Genomic DNA, 12,994 nt, shown 5'->3' with positions numbered 1-12,994 from the left:
ATCACGTCTTCCCCTTCTGGACGCGGGCGCGGTAGCCTTTGGCCTGCTGTTGCTGGGTCAAAAGGGCGAGCGTTTTGATCTGCCGCCTGATGCGCACTCGCTCGGTCGGGCCCTTGCCCTTGAGTAAGGCGGGGTCGACGTTGCGGACCTGATCAATGAGAAGCGCCGTCATGCTGCCCTCCCCGGCCCGTTATCAGGCCAGCCAAAGAACAGGCGGGCAGCACGGCGACCGGACGGGGTGAACACGTCCAGATCGATGGTGACGCGCGGGGCAGACTTCCGGCGCGTGCGCTCGATGAATGAAAGAAGCGTTCTCATTGCCCGGCCTTCCGGCGAAGCTGAGCCTCATAGCCCTGATATTCGGTAGCCTTGATTGCATCGAGTTCGAGCAGGTCGCCGCGCCGGGATTCGAGCGAGGCAATGCCCTCCGAATACCCCGCGTTCTCGGCCATGAGGGCCTTGATGCGCTTTTCGTTTGCCGCCACCTTGTCGCGCAGGGCCAGCATGTCGGCATTGACGGTTTCGAGCTCGTCGGCAATCGCGGCGCGCTGTTCTTCGCACGTCGCCTGGAAGATAGCCGCATCGACAACCGGGCGGTTTGGGATGCGGGCCGCCACGTCCTCTGCGGCATCGACGGGTTTGAATTTCAATGGTGCGTTCATGTGTCAGTCCTCCTTTGAAAGCGGCAGGCTGGACATCGCTTCGGCGTCATCCATCAGCCGCTTGGTTTCATTGATCCAGTGACGCGCGATGCGATCCCTCAACGCGCTCGGTAAGAAGCGCCTCAAGGCGAGCAACACGGTCCTGTAGGGCTTGGAATTCATGGATATTGGCCTCTTGAAGTGGAGTGAGTTTCAGTCCTTCAAGAGCAGCCATTTCGTCTGCTCGAACGCGGACACCCTGTTCGTTGTTGTAAAGCGAGCGCACACGCCGGAACCCCCAGCGCAGCGTTCCCGCGAGGCGACTGATGCGCCCCTTGTGATTGAGCGTCGGCCACCGGTCGGCGGCGTACTCACGCAATATGTTGTGTGCCGCAACGGTCATGTCGTCCCCGCTCCGGCTGGCTGACTTTTCCAATTTTCTGGCCTCGCTTGCAGATAGATTTTCACCCACTGCGTGAGGACAGAGAGAAGGGATTTGGGATGACCACTGACGCGAAACAGCTTGGCCAATGCTTGCCGGCAGACCTGCTGTTGCGCATGGAAAAGGAATTGATGGGCCAGCCCTGTTCGGCGGGAGGAGTTAACCGCAGGGCTGGCCCTATTCACGCGGGGGAGGAGGAAACCGCGCGAAATGTGATCGATATGATGGAGTGGAAGCGCCGTCATGCCGCCCGCTCCTCGCAGAAGATGCCGCACTCTACGTCCATTGATTTCAGAGGACGGCCTTGAGCCGTTGCGGGCAGCTCATGGAGAAAAATGCGCTTGCCGCGCCAGCGGACAAGGCGCACGCCAAGACGGCGGGATTGCACAGCACGGGCCGCGAACACTTCGGGTCGGGTGCGCCGCACCAGATTCCAATAGGTGGGACTGGTGGCCTTCACGCATCCGATGCAATTGGCGTTTGGATATCCCTCCGCATAGACGCGCGGCGGAAGTATGCCAGCGCTCAGCAGCCGATCCATGCAGTCCTGTTTCGACAGATTGGCGTCGATCAGAACCGGGAGGACATTGGCGCGCTCAGTGAGAACGAACCGCTCGAACCGCTTGCGCTCGTCTGCCGTGAAGCCGAGGACGTGCCAGTCGACAGGATGCTGGCGCTCATAGTCCTGCCGAGCCTCTTTCTTGAGGTGGACGGTGCAAGGTGCGCCATGCGGAAAAACCATCGCTCCGCGCTGGTCCCAGACGTCAACAGCGGAGGCGGAGGGATATTTCGGGTTCCGCCATTCGGTGAGGGGCTGGTCGAGCCACGCGGCAACGTCCCGCCCGAAACGATGATTGTCCTCGTCTTCTTCCGCCACCGGGTTGTTGACAGCGAGCACAATGCAGCGCCTGCCGTACTGCCGGAGCGTTTCCTGCCATGCTATTGCGCTGGCAGCCCCGTGGGAGAACCAGACGACGATAGTGTCACCATCGCGCGGCGCCATGTCACCAGCCCTCCCCGAGAAGCAGGACGAAGGCGGCAAACACTGCCAATGTCAGCCAGCCCCAAGGCCAGCCAGCGTGAAGGAAGCGGAACAGAAGCTGATTCATGCCATCGCCTCCGATGATAGATACCGCGCTCATGGCTCAATCGCCTCCCTTGCGGATGGCGGCGAGAATGTCGGCAACGCCCCAGCACAAGAATGCGGCGACCATCGCCCCGGCGATCTGCGCGTCCGTCTGGCGGTCGGTGAACATCGGCACTACGATCGCTGCGCCGAAGCAAAGGATAGCAAGGGCTCGCCAGCCCATTTCTTTCAACGCGCTCATGACGCCATAGCCCTCCCCTTCTTGGGGGCGGGGGTGGGGGAGCGTTGAGACCCCGGCTCATGGCGCCGAAGGAAGTCCTCGAACGTCAGTTCCGTACCCTGATCCGCTGCCTTCTGGATTATCTCGTCCCAATGATCGGTTGGGATACGCTCACGATCTTTCCAGCCCTGCACGGTGGTTACCGGCTTGCCCAGAGCGCGAGCGGTTGCGCTCAGCCCTCCAAAGAGATCGATCACGTATTCAGCAGAAGAAATCATGGGGCTTTGGCCCTGTTCATCGTTATCCACAAAATCACTGTACGTTTTTTGCGTACGATTTGTCAACGTGGAAAACGTATACGCGAAATGCGTTGATGCGCCATGGACACTTCGCCAGAATCAATTACTCGATATGTCAGGGACTTGCGGGAGCGGGCGGGACTGAGCATGGCCGCGATGGCCAAGGCGCTCGGATACAAGGCTGCCTCCAGTTACCAGCGGTACGAAGACGCCAATACCTACAAGGGCGGCCATCTCAAACGCGACCTTGTGGCGAAGATGGATCGCGCCCTGGCTGGCAAGGGCAATCCGCCAATTACCTCACACGAAATCTGGGAACTGGCCGGGCCTGAATTTGCCGAAGTCCGAGAATTGACCTACGAGCCAATCGACCCCGAAACCGGCGACGATGTGTGGGATGCCGACGCTTCGGGCTACACACGCGATCACTGGCGCCCCAAAACGCCCGGCGCAATTCCAGAACTCGATATTGCGGCTGGCGCGGGCGAAGGCGCGGTCGGTGAAGTGATCGTTCTACCCCTCGGCGGCGGGACAGTCTCCGCCCATGCCGTGGTCGAGGAATGGCCCCTGCCCCAGTCTTGGCTTCGTGAAGCGGTCGAGAGCCCCAAGGATACGCTGGTCGTCCCGATCATCGGGGATTCGATGGTGCCCAATTACATGCCGGGCGACCGCGTGATCGTGGATCTATCCCAAGACACGCTCCGGGCCGATGGCGTCTATCTCATCAGCTACGACATGGGCCCACCTCAGATAAAGCGGCTCCAGCGCATTCCGCTTACGGTCCCGCCCAAGGTTGCCGTCAAGAGCGACAACGAGAGTTACGACACGTTTGAGGTCGATCTGGACTTGCTCCGCATTCACGGTCGCGTCTGCGCATATGTGGGGCGGCGATGAAGCGCCTGGCAATCATCGCGGCAGCTTCACTTATCGCCACACCGGCCCTTGCCGCACTGGCCTCACCCTATCAGCGCGCAGCTGAGCTCAATGCAGTCATCGAAGCCGCCCGGCCCGCCTTTGGCGTCCGCGCAATCGAGCAGATCACCTTCGTGCATGTCGATGCGTACGAGGTTCGCTCGGCGCGGTGCTCGTTGATTGTGGAGATCGTGGATTTGGCGCAGGAGGGTGAGCCGATTACGATCGGGCGGCGGGAGTTCGAGGCGGTTGCGGGCGAACTGGAGTGCGAGGAATAGCCGTGAAGCGGGAGAGGTGAATGGACGAGGACGACTATCCCACTCTGTCGGAAGCGACGGCCGCATCTGACCTGGTGAACGGCGCCGTCATGGCCGCGCTGATGCAGGCGTTCATCAACAAAGGCATCTTCACGCCGGACGAGGTGGGCGAAATCTATGAGATGGCGCTTACCTTCATTGAGGAACAGCAAGGCTCAAGCGAGGGTGACAGTCCGATCTTCGATATGGCGCGGGACTTGATCGAGAGGCAATTGAAATAAGGGTGGAGCGGCAGGAGGGGGAGATGCCGGAGATAGCGTACTCGACGAGAGAGGCCCTCATTGACCTAAAGCGAATTAACATATATGTTTAGCTTCGCTGATGTTCAGGATTGTATTGATTATGGTCGGCTACTCGATTTCACTAGGCTGGCGGAAGGCCTGGAGCTTTTCGACCGCGATCAGGTGCCGAAGAGGTTCCTCCATATTTCCGTCGAGTGTTGGGACGAGGTGGAGGCCTGGTCGGAAGATTTGCACTCGGGCGCCATAGCCGAGCTGCTTAATTTTCTTCTCGGCGAAACCATGTCATGGGGGGACATGAGGGATGGCAACCACCTTAAGCCACTTAATCCGCAGACACGATGGGTCGAATTCAAGAATAGAACGTCCCCGCAAACTCGATTGTATGGCGGCTTCGTGGACATTGACCACTTTATCGTCATGCACGCATGCTTTCGCAACGATCAACCAGACTTAGACGTTTTTCTTGGTGAGCGATGGATAACGCTGTGGGGCCAGAACCTAGAACGCCTGCCCATTGAGGATCCATCGAGCGTCCTTACCAACTATATGACTGTGAGGTAGCACATGCTTGATCCAATTAATCAGAAGAAACTAGCCATTCTAAAGCGAAAGGCCCGCCTTGATGTCGTGGACGCGCTGCTCAAGGAGTATACGGCTGCCAGCGAAAAGTACGGAATGACACGCAAGCAGTTCGCCGAGCGCATTGGCATGAAGCCCTCACAGTTCTCCCGAATTCTGAGCGGCGCTCAGAACATCACGGTGGAGATGGCCGAGGTCATCGCGCGGTCTATGGATGCTCGGTTGTCGACCTCGATCGTCCCCCTAGAAGATATAAACCACGCTGATAGCAATAGGCTGGCACGGACGTCTTCCGGCCACAATTCATTTACGGCGTCCGGCGGAGAGAGGTCCGAAAAGAGGTCACCGCTGAACTACTCAGTGGAGTTCCATCTGTGACTTTACCCGTAAAACCGCTGAGGTGCCTAGTGTGCGACTATGCGGCAACGCAGGTAGATGGGAAATATACGTTTAGCGGCGTTTATTCGGATGACATTCAATTTGCGGGAAATGGACCGCTATCAGCTCTCACGGTTTACCTCTGCATTTTCGCTCAACCCTTAGTGCAAGCGGGAAAGTTAAGTATTGGATTTCGCACACCAGAAAAAATGAGCATTCAAAATGTTGAATTCTCATCCGATTCAAACGTAATTCCTACCGATCGCGATCGCATTGTCTTTATCACGCCAATCACTTTGAAAAGCCCGAAGCTTGGAAAACATGAAATTCTGCTAGGACCGCAAGACGGCGAACCAATTTCCATTCATGAGTTTTATCTATCAAAGATTGGACTTAACGAAACACTTCCAAACGATTGACCCCAGCCCCGCTCCAGCGGGGCTTTCTTTTGCCCTACATGAGTTGTAGCGCTTGAGCTCGCCAGTAGGGCCGACCCCGCTCCGTGGGGGACGGGCAGGATCGGCCCTTAGCCATCAGCGGGGAGGTCCGCCGCAACAGGCAACCATAGGCTTGTGAAGAAATGCGGCAGTCATGGGGCAATCAATGCAGCCCTGGCGTCAGCTCAAACTCCTTGAGCACTTCCTTGATGGCAGGGATAACCCAGGGCTCCAGCGGCTTGCACATATAGACCCGCTCTTTCCCGTCCCCTTTGTCCGCAAGCGTGCCGGTGACCGGGTAGACTGAAAACCCCTCATCATCCGCCAGCGGGCCAAATGCCTCGATGGCGAAATGGTAATCCGGGAACGAGCGCGCCAGCCGGCCCCTGATCCTGTCTTGTGCGTACTCGACCGCCTTCCCCATTGAGGCGGGCGCGACAATCACGAACGTCGATACCTCTTCCATCCCAATGTTCTCCTTTCGTTCTAATTGAAAGCAGAACGCAGGCGGGGAGTCGAGTCCCAGCCGTCAAATTATTTTACGTTTTATGCGTACGTTTTTGCTTGCAATGTACGTTTTATGCGTATACGTTTACCCCATCACCGAGGCACGACGCACACCCGCCGATCTGCCTCACACCAAGAGCGGGAAGCTCAAAGGAGATGGCAGTGATCTACCGCATCTACGTAAGCAACGGATACGACTTCGAGTGGACGCCCCACACAGTCGAGGCCCGCAGCGTATTCGAGGCGCGGAAGATTTGGGCCGGTAAAGGCGCCCCTTCAGAAACTTTGAAGTTCCGCGTCAGCCTAGAGCGCGAAGCCGCCTAACCCCTCAACCCAACGGGAGGCCGGATCATGGCTTTCACAGTCGATAAAGACGGACACGTCACCCACGAGCTTTCCAGCGTCTATGGGATGCTTGTGGTGGAGTTCGATGGGCAGGCGCAGTTCTGCACCAACAGCTTCGATGACCTGTTCGAGAACCTTGAAGGCATCCCCTACGCCAATTGCGGCAAGGTGAGGATCGTTCTGGTTTCGAGCGAGGACTGGTCGCGAGACGATGTGACTGACTTCGTCTGGGGCGAAATGGTCGAGCACTACGCTGGCGACTGCGCCCATGAAGCGCTCGATGACTGGGACGAGCATGTCGGCCACAAGATCGGCTTTTGCCGCTGGGGTTATGGCGAGTTCGACCCGCTTCAAGAGAGCCTGCGGCGTATGAGCGATGCCGAGAAGCGCGCCCGGTTCATCAGCGTTCCGCGCCCGGCATACGTCGATCCTGTTTATGACGAGCCGATGTGCTCGATTGCAGCCGAGTAACCGCCATGACCGCACAGAAGCATACTCCGGGGCCTTGGGTGGTTTCACCATTAAGCGAAATGATCTTCAGCGCATACATGGGCGATCACCAGAGACCTATCGGCTTCATCTACGGCCCAGCATTTGCCGAAAGGTCAGAAGTTGGCCGTACCGCCATAGCAAATGCAGTTCTCTGCGCCGCCGCCCCTAACATGCTGGAAGCGCTCTACGAGGCCGAGGAATATTTCGACAACCGAGCCGACGCTGACCATGACGGAACCGGCTTTGTCCCGAACGAGGAAATGAAGCTGTTGACGGTTGTTCGCGCCGCCATTGCCAAGGCGACCGGCCAATGACCTCGATCATCCACACCACCAAATGGACGTGTGATCGGGATGGCAACTGGCGTCGAGTGCCAGCGATCCTTGCCAAATTCGGCAGCGGATATGTCGAGGCCATTCCCGCCGCCCCTACCCCATCAGACCCTGAAATGAGGCCCGTCAACATCGACCGGCTGATCGAAGCAACGCGGGCAAAGAGCCTGCTCAAGGAGGACAGCCCCGATGCTTAGCGACACCGACCGCCTTTTCCTCTCCGAACTCATTCGCGGCCTGCCGACTGCATTGTGGGTTGGAGGGGTATCCTTTTGCCTTGGGTTTCAACTCCGGTTCGAGTGCTGGCCGTGGGAGGCACTGTGATGGACGCCCGCCGCTTCCGCAACATGTTCGCCATTCTTCACAACCTCGACCTTTGGGTTCTTGAAGAAGCTGGCGTTATCACCCCTGGCGCGAACGGAGGTTCGGACTGGACGCGCTTCAATCGCGACCTGACCACCTTCGTTCTCAAGCTCCCCGATGATCGCCTCGAAAAGCTCTTTGCGCTTGTCGAGAGCCGTCAGCCAAACCCCCAATCAATCGAAAGGGCACTCTAATGAGCGCAGTCCCGACTTACGACTATTGGCAGAACGCCTTGCAGGGCAATTTCGGCCCTGTCCATGACGGCGATGCGCAACCGGGATTTTACCGCCGCCGCTTGGTGCGGGGCGGACCATTCGTCCCGGTCGCGATCTGGCACGATGGCGACAAGATGGTGGCGCTGGTCGACGGCAAGCCCGCTGATCCAATCGACATCTGGACATGGGTTTGCCAAGCCCCGATCACCGAGCAGGCTTACCACAGGGCGATGGGTGGCGGCGGCTGGGCTGACGAGCCGCGCGCACCGGACGCGCCAGCATCCGGCAACATGCCTTCCGATCCGCACGAGGCCCTGACCGTTGAGTGGCAAGGCGAGAAGGAAGTGGGCGATGAAATCCTGTCCAAGCCCATCACAACGCAGGAGCAGGCGAACCAGGCCGCAGTCTACGCCAAGCGCGTTGCCGGTGTCGCCAAGAAAGCCGCTGACCACCACAAGGTGGAAAAGCAGCCGCACCTCGATGCTGGCCGTTCCGTCGATGACAAATGGCGCGACCTCAAGGAAGAGCCTGTCGACATGGGCAAGCGCGTGAAGCGTCACATGGACGCGTTTCTGATCGAGCAGCAGCGTATCGAGCGCGAACGGCAGGAAGCGGCGCGGCGCGAGGAAGAGCGATTGCGCCGGGAGGCGGAGGAAGCCGCACGTCAAGCCTCGCAGGCCGATGATGAGGCGGCAAAGGCCGAAGCCGAACGCTTGCAGCGCGAGGCTGATGCCAAGGCCAAGGAAGCCGAGGCCCGCAACGCCGCCGCCGGTCGTACCGGCGCAAAGGTTGCTTTGCGGACCTTCGTTTCGGCTGAAATCACCGATTACGACGCTTTGCTGTTGGCCCTCAAGGATCGGGCCGAAATCAAGGAAGTCGTCGTTTCTCTCGCTAACCGCGCCGCACGTTCGGGTGTCGATCTGCCCGGCATGAAGCGAATTGAAGAGCAGAGGGCAGCATGAGCAACGTCGCACCTATTCACCAGCAATCCGGCAACCTCCCCACGCTGCGCGGCGGCGGGCAGGTGACAGCGATCATCCCGCAGTCACTCGATGAAGTATTCCGGGTTGCCGGTGGCGTCCTGAAATCCGGCCTCGCGCCATACGCGCTAGTCGGCAAGAAATCCGACGAGGAAGCCAAGAGCGCCATTGCAATCGTCATCATGTCCGGTGCCGAGCTTGGCTTAAAGCCAATGGCTGCGCTTCGCAGCTTCACCGTCATCAACGGCAAGCCCGCGCTATACGGCGATGGTCTGATCAATGTCGTGCGGCAGTCTGGCCGGGTCGCGTATCTGCGCACCGGATGCGAGGAGCGCAACGGACAGCTTGTCGGGTACTGCGAGGCCAAGCGCTCCGACACGGGCGAGGAAAGCCGGGTCGAGTTCTCGCAGGACGACGCGGTGCGCGCCGGGCTTTGGCAGGATGAGCCATTCATTCGCAAGCAGGTTTGGGAGAACCGCCAACAGGTTTGGAAGGATAACGTCCCGAACGATAGCCCTTGGTTCAAGTACCCCAAGCGGATGCTGGCATGGCGTGCGGCTGGGTACTGCCTGCGCGAGTTGTTCGGTGACGTGCTGGGCGGCATCCGCGACGAGTTTGAGGCTCGCGAGATTGTTGATGCCGAGTTCGAGGAAGTGCAAAGCGCGCCGGTGCCGCCCTCGCCCCCTTCCCCGCCGTCGCCACCAGCGCCCAGCGATGCGCCGCGACCCGACGAACCCGCCGAGGCCGTGACCGGCGTTCATTTCGATCTCGAATCCTTCTTGGGCGAGCTTGAGGAAGTGCTGGCGGGCGCGGACAGCGAGGACATCGTGATCGAGGTTTGGGACAGCTTCGATGTTGAAGCGACCCTGACCGATGACGAGGACGCTTTGCAGCGCGCCTTCGACCTTCGGAACGCACGGCTCAAGGCAATCGGAGCCGCCTAATTCACCACGCCAAGGGACCGGGTACCCAACGGTTTAAAGCGCCGAACAAGCCGCCCGGATGGCGAGAAAGGAAAGAGACGATGGAATGGCGACCGATCGAAACAGCGCCGAGGGATGGAACGGTTATCCTGCTTTACGACAATGTTCCTGTCGTGGGCCAGTGGGTTCGCCATCGCGCCTACGCGCATTGCTGGGCATGGATGATGAAGCCGCTACCCAAAGCCGATCTCTTGATCGCACTTGAACCCACCCACTGGATGCCTCTGCCGACAGCCCCCGAACCCTCCCCGATCAAGCCCGCAAGGATGCCGCGATACTGACGCGCGCCCACCAGGCCGCCCGAGAGGTGCAGACCGAAGCCGAGGCAATGGAATGGCTGCACGAGCACTATTACCCGAACATCGAAAACGACGTGCTCCATGACGACCTTGACGCGATGCACCGGGCGATTGTCCTGCGCGTCACGGGCGCGGGAGGCGGCTAGGATGGTCACTCGCCCGGTCAAGAACGCGGACGATCTTGCGCTGCTCAAGGTCTACCTCGATGGCAGGAGGCGCCCGTTCACCGTCGAGATAACGGACGGTCGGAGCCGCACCACCGAACAGAATAAGCTCGCCTTCAAGTGGTACAAGGAAATCTCGGATCAGACCGGCGAGGACATCGAGGACGTGCGTGCCCGCTGCAAGCTGGAAATTGGCGTGCCGATCCTGCGTGAAGCGTCCGAAGCATTCCGCGCGACCTATGACCGGACGCTTCGCCCCCTCGATTATGAAATCAAGCTCACCGCGATCCGCGACATGGATATTCCAGTCACGCGGCTGATGAAGGTCGATCAGATGAGCCGGTACATGGACACGGTTTTCCGTCGCCATGCAGAGATTGGCATTGCGCTCACCATTCCGCCCGACCGCTTCGCATATGACCCGGAAAGGGCCGCCGCATGACCGACCACAACGCAATCATTCACCGCATCATCGAGAACATGGACGCGCCTGCCGACGAACTCATGTGGCACTACGTCCATGCCGCCTATCAGAGATACGGGACCATCATCGGCACGGCTCGAGCGCTTGGGATGCACAGACGGACAGTGCAGCGGCTCTTGAAGCGCCAGCCCAAGCCCAGGCGCTCGCCGTTCAATGTGGAAAGGATGGCAGCGTGATGCAGGTCATTCGTTCCAGCGCCATCACCAACCACGCCAAGGGCCAGCCCTGCGCGATCCGGCTGCCGGGCATTTGCTGGGGCGGAACGGAAACAACCGTGTTCTGCCACTTTAACAGCAGCGCGTTTGGCAAGGCTATGGCGCGGAAGGCCACGGACCTTGCCGGGTTTTTTGGCTGCATGGGCTGCCACGTCTACGTGGACACCGGCCATGGAACGAAGCCGCTTATGACCGATCTTGAGCTAGAGCGCGCCATGACGGTGGCGATGGTTCGGACATGGACAGTGCTGGTCAATGACAAGGTTATCGCCCTCCGCGTTGACCGACCCAAACAGCGCCACGTCAAGGCCCGGAAGCCCAAGGCCGCGCGCGCACCTATCCAGAGCCGAAACGAATGGCCCAAGGGTCGCAAGTTGCAATCCCGCCCGCTTTCCAAGCGCGTCGGACAATTCGGAGAACAGCAATGAAGATCAAAGATGAAGCCGTGGAGGCGGCTCTAAACGCTAAGCCCCACCATTCGACGGTGAGATTTTTTCTCAACCCTAACCATTATCTAGAGGAAGAGGACGTATGCGAGCTTATGCGCGCCGCCCTCGAAGCTGCCCTCCCCCATCTATCGCAGGGAGCGGTGAGGGTGAAGGCATTGGAGTGGTCAGTTGAGCGCCGCAGTGGCTTCAACATCCATGTAGGACGTGGGCTTGGACTTAAATATGAAGCGGCCATCAAGGCTTACAATCCCGGATGGATTGTGACGCTCGGTGAGAGCGATGTGGTGTTCGATAGCGCGGACGCCGACGAGGACAGCGCCAAAGCCGCCGCCCAAGCCGATTACGAGCGCCGCATCATGTCGGCCCTCTCCCCCGCCCCCGTCGGGGTGATGCCAACGCACCGCCACAAGAAGCGCGGCACCGAATATGTCTTGCTCGGCATTGGCAAGATGCAAGCCGAGTATTGGGAGGAACGAGAATACACGGCCACCGATGAGCCGGTAGCTGGCGTGTCGGTCGATATGCACGAGGTCGTCATCTATCGCAGCGTCGATGACGGCTCGCTCTGGGTTCGCCCTCGTGAAGAATTTGAGGATGGGCGTTTCGAGGGGGTTGATCATGACTGACCCCATTAAACTAGCAGAAACGCTTGAAGACTACGCCAAGTATGTGAGCAGGGCCTTGGACAAGAACATTGAGGCGAGCGATTTATGGCAAGCCGCCCGTACTTTACGCAAATATCATGCCGCCCTTGCCTCTCACGAACCAGCCCCCACCGACACACAAGAGGGGGTGAGTGAAGCGGGCGAGGTGGTGGCGTGGTTAGACCCTTGCGGCGACGTTGCTTGCATTAAAGTCACCAAGCGCCACGAACCCCTCGTCCGTCAATCCGCCCTCACTGCCTGCCAGCAAGAGGTGGAGTGGTTGCGGAAAGAGAGGGACGAAGAAGCGGCGCTTCGCGTCCGGGCGATCAGCAACATGAAAAAGGCCGAGATCGCCAACGAAGCCGCCGAAGCCCGCAACGCTGAACTGGTGAAGGCGCTGGACGGCGCGAGGCAGGTCCTCGCCAAATTGCTATCGGCTGGACACAACAGCCCCTCGGCTACCCCAGAAGAAATTGACGCGGCGTTCTGGTCTGTAGACGCCGCCCTCGGAGGGCAGAGCAATGAAGTCTGACACTCCGCTTGTCACAATGCGAGAAGACGAGCGCGTCTGTTTCGACCGCGCTATGGATCAATGGTTGGCGTCCACCAAGAGGCCCGATCTGTCAGAACAGGATAGGGTGAAAGGCGCTCTATTGGCCTATCAGCGCCAAGCGTTTGTCTTCCACGAGAAAGCCCTTCTCGAAGCCCACCAGCGGGGCCAACAGCGAGCCGTCGATTGGCACCGCAAGAACGCCCGTATTTGCCGAGAGATTGCACAGGACGACCCGCGCATCAATGAGACCGATCGCAAGCGCGCCGGGCAAGCTGCCATCCAGCATGACGCAAGCGCAACCGGTATCGAAGCAATGATGATCGAGGATCGCCGCGCCAAGGCCCAAGGGGCAGACCAATGACCTACAAGGCCATCATAGCAATCTCGATCGCCTGCGGGATCGCCTCGATAGGGA

General features: G+C 59.4%; 29 protein-coding genes. 19 read left to right on the top strand and 10 right to left on the bottom strand.

Annotated features, from left to right (window positions below):
* Nucleotide 1 precedes the first annotated feature (1 nt).
* The 8 genes from DQG18_RS16150 to DQG18_RS16740 form a co-directional block, all read right to left on the bottom strand.
* Entirely contained in the window at nucleotides 2-172 is a 171-nt protein-coding gene (locus tag DQG18_RS16150) for a hypothetical protein (protein WP_157970130.1), read from the bottom strand.
* Nucleotides 169-318 (bottom strand): hypothetical protein, encoded by a 150-nt coding sequence (locus DQG18_RS16145; RefSeq protein ID WP_157970129.1) that lies wholly within the window; start codon nucleotides 316-318, stop codon nucleotides 169-171. Before DQG18_RS16145 ends, DQG18_RS16150 begins: the two co-directional genes overlap by 4 nt.
* Complete coding sequence (locus tag DQG18_RS11450; RefSeq protein WP_157970128.1) at nucleotides 315-662, bottom strand: hypothetical protein; 348 nt, start codon at nucleotides 660-662, stop codon at nucleotides 315-317. The genes DQG18_RS16145 and DQG18_RS11450 overlap by 4 nt, the downstream gene beginning before the upstream one ends.
* Nucleotides 663-729: 67 nt before the next feature.
* Nucleotides 730-1,044 carry a hypothetical protein gene (locus DQG18_RS16140; protein WP_157970127.1) on the bottom strand — a complete coding sequence of 105 codons (315 nt, stop codon included), beginning with the start codon at nucleotides 1,042-1,044 and terminating at the stop codon, nucleotides 730-732.
* A gap of 280 nt (nucleotides 1,045-1,324) precedes the next feature.
* Nucleotides 1,325-2,086: a hypothetical protein gene (locus tag DQG18_RS11445; RefSeq protein WP_116654398.1), complete on the bottom strand. Its 762-nt coding sequence runs from the start codon at nucleotides 2,084-2,086 to the stop codon at nucleotides 1,325-1,327.
* A gap of 1 nt (nucleotide 2,087) precedes the next feature.
* Nucleotides 2,088-2,225, bottom strand: coding sequence for a hypothetical protein (locus DQG18_RS16135; RefSeq protein ID WP_157970126.1), 138 nt, complete (start codon nucleotides 2,223-2,225; stop codon nucleotides 2,088-2,090).
* Nucleotides 2,226-2,228: 3 nt separating this feature from the next.
* Nucleotides 2,229-2,411: a hypothetical protein gene (locus DQG18_RS16130; RefSeq protein WP_157970125.1), complete on the bottom strand. Its 183-nt coding sequence runs from the start codon at nucleotides 2,409-2,411 to the stop codon at nucleotides 2,229-2,231.
* The gene (locus DQG18_RS16740) at nucleotides 2,408-2,668 is read right to left on the bottom strand and encodes a carph-isopro domain-containing protein (protein WP_116654397.1); all 261 of its coding nucleotides are present in this window, start codon (nucleotides 2,666-2,668) and stop codon (nucleotides 2,408-2,410) included. Before DQG18_RS16740 ends, DQG18_RS16130 begins: the two co-directional genes overlap by 4 nt.
* 102 nt (nucleotides 2,669-2,770) lie before the next feature.
* Here DQG18_RS16740 and DQG18_RS11435 point away from each other — a divergent pair, with 102 nt between their 5' ends.
* The 6 genes from DQG18_RS11435 to DQG18_RS16120 all read left to right on the top strand — a co-directional run bounded on the left by DQG18_RS11435 (nucleotide 2,771) and on the right by DQG18_RS16120 (nucleotide 5,536).
* Nucleotides 2,771-3,583, top strand: a complete 813-nt coding sequence (locus DQG18_RS11435; protein WP_116654396.1) for a S24 family peptidase — start codon at nucleotides 2,771-2,773, stop codon at nucleotides 3,581-3,583.
* A complete protein-coding gene (locus DQG18_RS11430) occupies nucleotides 3,580-3,879 on the top strand; it encodes a hypothetical protein (protein ID WP_116654395.1) in 300 nt (99 codons plus the stop codon). Before DQG18_RS11435 ends, DQG18_RS11430 begins: the two co-directional genes overlap by 4 nt.
* Before the next feature lie 20 nt (nucleotides 3,880-3,899).
* Nucleotides 3,900-4,139: a hypothetical protein gene (locus DQG18_RS11425; RefSeq protein WP_116654394.1), complete on the top strand. Its 240-nt coding sequence runs from the start codon at nucleotides 3,900-3,902 to the stop codon at nucleotides 4,137-4,139.
* A gap of 84 nt (nucleotides 4,140-4,223) precedes the next feature.
* Complete coding sequence (locus tag DQG18_RS11420; protein WP_116654393.1) at nucleotides 4,224-4,721, top strand: hypothetical protein; 498 nt, start codon at nucleotides 4,224-4,226, stop codon at nucleotides 4,719-4,721.
* 3 nt (nucleotides 4,722-4,724) lie between these two features.
* Nucleotides 4,725-5,117, top strand: coding sequence for a helix-turn-helix transcriptional regulator (locus DQG18_RS11415; RefSeq protein ID WP_116654392.1), 393 nt, complete (start codon nucleotides 4,725-4,727; stop codon nucleotides 5,115-5,117).
* A 29-nt stretch (nucleotides 5,118-5,146) separates the two neighbouring features.
* Complete coding sequence (locus DQG18_RS16120; RefSeq protein ID WP_157970122.1) at nucleotides 5,147-5,536, top strand: hypothetical protein; 390 nt, start codon at nucleotides 5,147-5,149, stop codon at nucleotides 5,534-5,536.
* A 181-nt stretch (nucleotides 5,537-5,717) separates the two neighbouring features.
* Here DQG18_RS16120 and DQG18_RS11410 read toward each other — a convergent pair whose 3' ends face one another.
* Nucleotides 5,718-6,020, bottom strand: a complete 303-nt coding sequence (locus tag DQG18_RS11410; protein ID WP_116654391.1) for a hypothetical protein — start codon at nucleotides 6,018-6,020, stop codon at nucleotides 5,718-5,720.
* A 203-nt stretch (nucleotides 6,021-6,223) separates the two neighbouring features.
* Between DQG18_RS11410 and DQG18_RS16115 the strand changes: the two genes are divergently transcribed.
* From DQG18_RS16115 to DQG18_RS11385, 7 genes are all read left to right on the top strand, one after another.
* Nucleotides 6,224-6,385: a hypothetical protein gene (locus DQG18_RS16115; RefSeq protein WP_157970121.1), complete on the top strand. Its 162-nt coding sequence runs from the start codon at nucleotides 6,224-6,226 to the stop codon at nucleotides 6,383-6,385.
* A gap of 27 nt (nucleotides 6,386-6,412) precedes the next feature.
* On the top strand, nucleotides 6,413-6,877 hold the full coding sequence (locus tag DQG18_RS11405; protein WP_157970120.1) for a hypothetical protein: 465 nt from the start codon (nucleotides 6,413-6,415) through the stop codon (nucleotides 6,875-6,877).
* A gap of 5 nt (nucleotides 6,878-6,882) precedes the next feature.
* The gene (locus tag DQG18_RS11400; RefSeq protein WP_157970119.1) at nucleotides 6,883-7,212 is read left to right on the top strand and encodes a hypothetical protein; all 330 of its coding nucleotides are present in this window, start codon (nucleotides 6,883-6,885) and stop codon (nucleotides 7,210-7,212) included.
* Nucleotides 7,209-7,427 carry a hypothetical protein gene (locus DQG18_RS16110; RefSeq protein WP_157970118.1) on the top strand — a complete coding sequence of 73 codons (219 nt, stop codon included), beginning with the start codon at nucleotides 7,209-7,211 and terminating at the stop codon, nucleotides 7,425-7,427. The genes DQG18_RS11400 and DQG18_RS16110 overlap by 4 nt, the downstream gene beginning before the upstream one ends.
* Before the next feature lie 126 nt (nucleotides 7,428-7,553).
* A complete protein-coding gene (locus DQG18_RS11395; RefSeq protein ID WP_116654388.1) occupies nucleotides 7,554-7,787 on the top strand; it encodes a hypothetical protein in 234 nt (77 codons plus the stop codon).
* Complete coding sequence (locus DQG18_RS11390) at nucleotides 7,787-8,770, top strand: hypothetical protein (protein WP_116654387.1); 984 nt, start codon at nucleotides 7,787-7,789, stop codon at nucleotides 8,768-8,770. The genes DQG18_RS11395 and DQG18_RS11390 overlap by 1 nt, the downstream gene beginning before the upstream one ends.
* Nucleotides 8,767-9,732 carry a recombinase family protein gene (locus DQG18_RS11385; RefSeq protein WP_116654386.1) on the top strand — a complete coding sequence of 322 codons (966 nt, stop codon included), beginning with the start codon at nucleotides 8,767-8,769 and terminating at the stop codon, nucleotides 9,730-9,732. The genes DQG18_RS11390 and DQG18_RS11385 overlap by 4 nt, the downstream gene beginning before the upstream one ends.
* A 178-nt stretch (nucleotides 9,733-9,910) precedes the next feature.
* Here the strand turns inward: DQG18_RS11385 and DQG18_RS11380 are convergent, their stop codons facing one another.
* Nucleotides 9,911-10,225, bottom strand: a complete 315-nt coding sequence (locus DQG18_RS11380; RefSeq protein WP_157970117.1) for a hypothetical protein — start codon at nucleotides 10,223-10,225, stop codon at nucleotides 9,911-9,913.
* Between DQG18_RS11380 and DQG18_RS11375 the strand changes: the two genes are divergently transcribed.
* Genes DQG18_RS11375 through DQG18_RS16095 form a run of 6 tightly spaced genes read left to right on the top strand, consistent with a single transcriptional unit; the run spans nucleotide 10,218 to nucleotide 12,940 of the window.
* A complete protein-coding gene (locus DQG18_RS11375; protein WP_116654384.1) occupies nucleotides 10,218-10,676 on the top strand; it encodes a NinB/YbcN family protein in 459 nt (152 codons plus the stop codon). The genes DQG18_RS11380 and DQG18_RS11375 overlap by 8 nt on opposite strands.
* Nucleotides 10,673-10,894, top strand: coding sequence for a hypothetical protein (locus DQG18_RS16105; protein ID WP_157970116.1), 222 nt, complete (start codon nucleotides 10,673-10,675; stop codon nucleotides 10,892-10,894). Before DQG18_RS11375 ends, DQG18_RS16105 begins: the two co-directional genes overlap by 4 nt.
* Nucleotides 10,894-11,361 carry a nuclease domain-containing protein gene (locus DQG18_RS16100; RefSeq protein WP_245958448.1) on the top strand — a complete coding sequence of 156 codons (468 nt, stop codon included), beginning with the start codon at nucleotides 10,894-10,896 and terminating at the stop codon, nucleotides 11,359-11,361. Before DQG18_RS16105 ends, DQG18_RS16100 begins: the two co-directional genes overlap by 1 nt.
* On the top strand, nucleotides 11,358-12,008 hold the full coding sequence (locus DQG18_RS16335; protein WP_198669747.1) for a hypothetical protein: 651 nt from the start codon (nucleotides 11,358-11,360) through the stop codon (nucleotides 12,006-12,008). Before DQG18_RS16100 ends, DQG18_RS16335 begins: the two co-directional genes overlap by 4 nt.
* Nucleotides 12,001-12,558, top strand: coding sequence for a hypothetical protein (locus DQG18_RS11360; RefSeq protein WP_116654382.1), 558 nt, complete (start codon nucleotides 12,001-12,003; stop codon nucleotides 12,556-12,558). Before DQG18_RS16335 ends, DQG18_RS11360 begins: the two co-directional genes overlap by 8 nt.
* Complete coding sequence (locus DQG18_RS16095) at nucleotides 12,548-12,940, top strand: hypothetical protein (RefSeq protein WP_157970114.1); 393 nt, start codon at nucleotides 12,548-12,550, stop codon at nucleotides 12,938-12,940. Before DQG18_RS11360 ends, DQG18_RS16095 begins: the two co-directional genes overlap by 11 nt.
* Nucleotides 12,941-12,994 lie beyond the last annotated feature (54 nt).

It is taken from the genome of Pelagibacterium sediminicola, from assembly GCF_003390885.1.
Taxonomy (GTDB): Bacteria; Pseudomonadota; Alphaproteobacteria; order Rhizobiales; family Devosiaceae; genus Pelagibacterium; species Pelagibacterium sediminicola.
Note: the sequence above shows the minus strand (reverse complement) of the source record. Positions and strands in the feature narration are given on the sequence as shown.

Excerpts from the sequence above, each read along its gene's own strand:
- DQG18_RS11420 (WP_116654393.1), top strand. The coding sequence starts at position 4,224 with ATGTTTAGCTTCGCTGATGTTCAGGATTGTATTGATTATGGTCGGCTA.
- DQG18_RS11410 (WP_116654391.1), bottom strand. The coding sequence starts at position 6,020 with ATGGAAGAGGTATCGACGTTCGTGATTGTCGCGCCCGCCTCAATGGGG.
- DQG18_RS11450 (WP_157970128.1), bottom strand. The coding sequence starts at position 662 with ATGAACGCACCATTGAAATTCAAACCCGTCGATGCCGCAGAGGACGTG.
- DQG18_RS16140 (WP_157970127.1), bottom strand. The coding sequence starts at position 1,044 with ATGACCGTTGCGGCACACAACATATTGCGTGAGTACGCCGCCGACCGG.
- DQG18_RS16130 (WP_157970125.1), bottom strand. The coding sequence starts at position 2,411 with ATGAGCGCGTTGAAAGAAATGGGCTGGCGAGCCCTTGCTATCCTTTGC.
- DQG18_RS11445 (WP_116654398.1), bottom strand. The coding sequence starts at position 2,086 with ATGGCGCCGCGCGATGGTGACACTATCGTCGTCTGGTTCTCCCACGGG.
- DQG18_RS11385 (WP_116654386.1), top strand. The coding sequence starts at position 8,767 with ATGAGCAACGTCGCACCTATTCACCAGCAATCCGGCAACCTCCCCACG.
- DQG18_RS11360 (WP_116654382.1), top strand. The coding sequence starts at position 12,001 with ATGACTGACCCCATTAAACTAGCAGAAACGCTTGAAGACTACGCCAAG.
- DQG18_RS11375 (WP_116654384.1), top strand. The coding sequence starts at position 10,218 with ATGGTCACTCGCCCGGTCAAGAACGCGGACGATCTTGCGCTGCTCAAG.
- DQG18_RS16135 (WP_157970126.1), bottom strand. The coding sequence starts at position 2,225 with ATGAGCGCGGTATCTATCATCGGAGGCGATGGCATGAATCAGCTTCTG.
- DQG18_RS16095 (WP_157970114.1), top strand. The coding sequence starts at position 12,548 with ATGAAGTCTGACACTCCGCTTGTCACAATGCGAGAAGACGAGCGCGTC.
- DQG18_RS16740 (WP_116654397.1), bottom strand. The coding sequence starts at position 2,668 with ATGATTTCTTCTGCTGAATACGTGATCGATCTCTTTGGAGGGCTGAGC.
- DQG18_RS11390 (WP_116654387.1), top strand. The coding sequence starts at position 7,787 with ATGAGCGCAGTCCCGACTTACGACTATTGGCAGAACGCCTTGCAGGGC.
- DQG18_RS16335 (WP_198669747.1), top strand. The coding sequence starts at position 11,358 with ATGAAGATCAAAGATGAAGCCGTGGAGGCGGCTCTAAACGCTAAGCCC.
- DQG18_RS16110 (WP_157970118.1), top strand. The coding sequence starts at position 7,209 with ATGACCTCGATCATCCACACCACCAAATGGACGTGTGATCGGGATGGC.
- DQG18_RS11400 (WP_157970119.1), top strand. The coding sequence starts at position 6,883 with ATGACCGCACAGAAGCATACTCCGGGGCCTTGGGTGGTTTCACCATTA.
- DQG18_RS11415 (WP_116654392.1), top strand. The coding sequence starts at position 4,725 with ATGCTTGATCCAATTAATCAGAAGAAACTAGCCATTCTAAAGCGAAAG.
- DQG18_RS11425 (WP_116654394.1), top strand. The coding sequence starts at position 3,900 with ATGGACGAGGACGACTATCCCACTCTGTCGGAAGCGACGGCCGCATCT.
- DQG18_RS16100 (WP_245958448.1), top strand. The coding sequence starts at position 10,894 with ATGCAGGTCATTCGTTCCAGCGCCATCACCAACCACGCCAAGGGCCAG.
- DQG18_RS16150 (WP_157970130.1), bottom strand. The coding sequence starts at position 172 with ATGACGGCGCTTCTCATTGATCAGGTCCGCAACGTCGACCCCGCCTTA.
- DQG18_RS16145 (WP_157970129.1), bottom strand. The coding sequence starts at position 318 with ATGAGAACGCTTCTTTCATTCATCGAGCGCACGCGCCGGAAGTCTGCC.
- DQG18_RS11435 (WP_116654396.1), top strand. The coding sequence starts at position 2,771 with ATGGACACTTCGCCAGAATCAATTACTCGATATGTCAGGGACTTGCGG.
- DQG18_RS11395 (WP_116654388.1), top strand. The coding sequence starts at position 7,554 with ATGGACGCCCGCCGCTTCCGCAACATGTTCGCCATTCTTCACAACCTC.
- DQG18_RS16105 (WP_157970116.1), top strand. The coding sequence starts at position 10,673 with ATGACCGACCACAACGCAATCATTCACCGCATCATCGAGAACATGGAC.
- DQG18_RS11405 (WP_157970120.1), top strand. The coding sequence starts at position 6,413 with ATGGCTTTCACAGTCGATAAAGACGGACACGTCACCCACGAGCTTTCC.
- DQG18_RS11430 (WP_116654395.1), top strand. The coding sequence starts at position 3,580 with ATGAAGCGCCTGGCAATCATCGCGGCAGCTTCACTTATCGCCACACCG.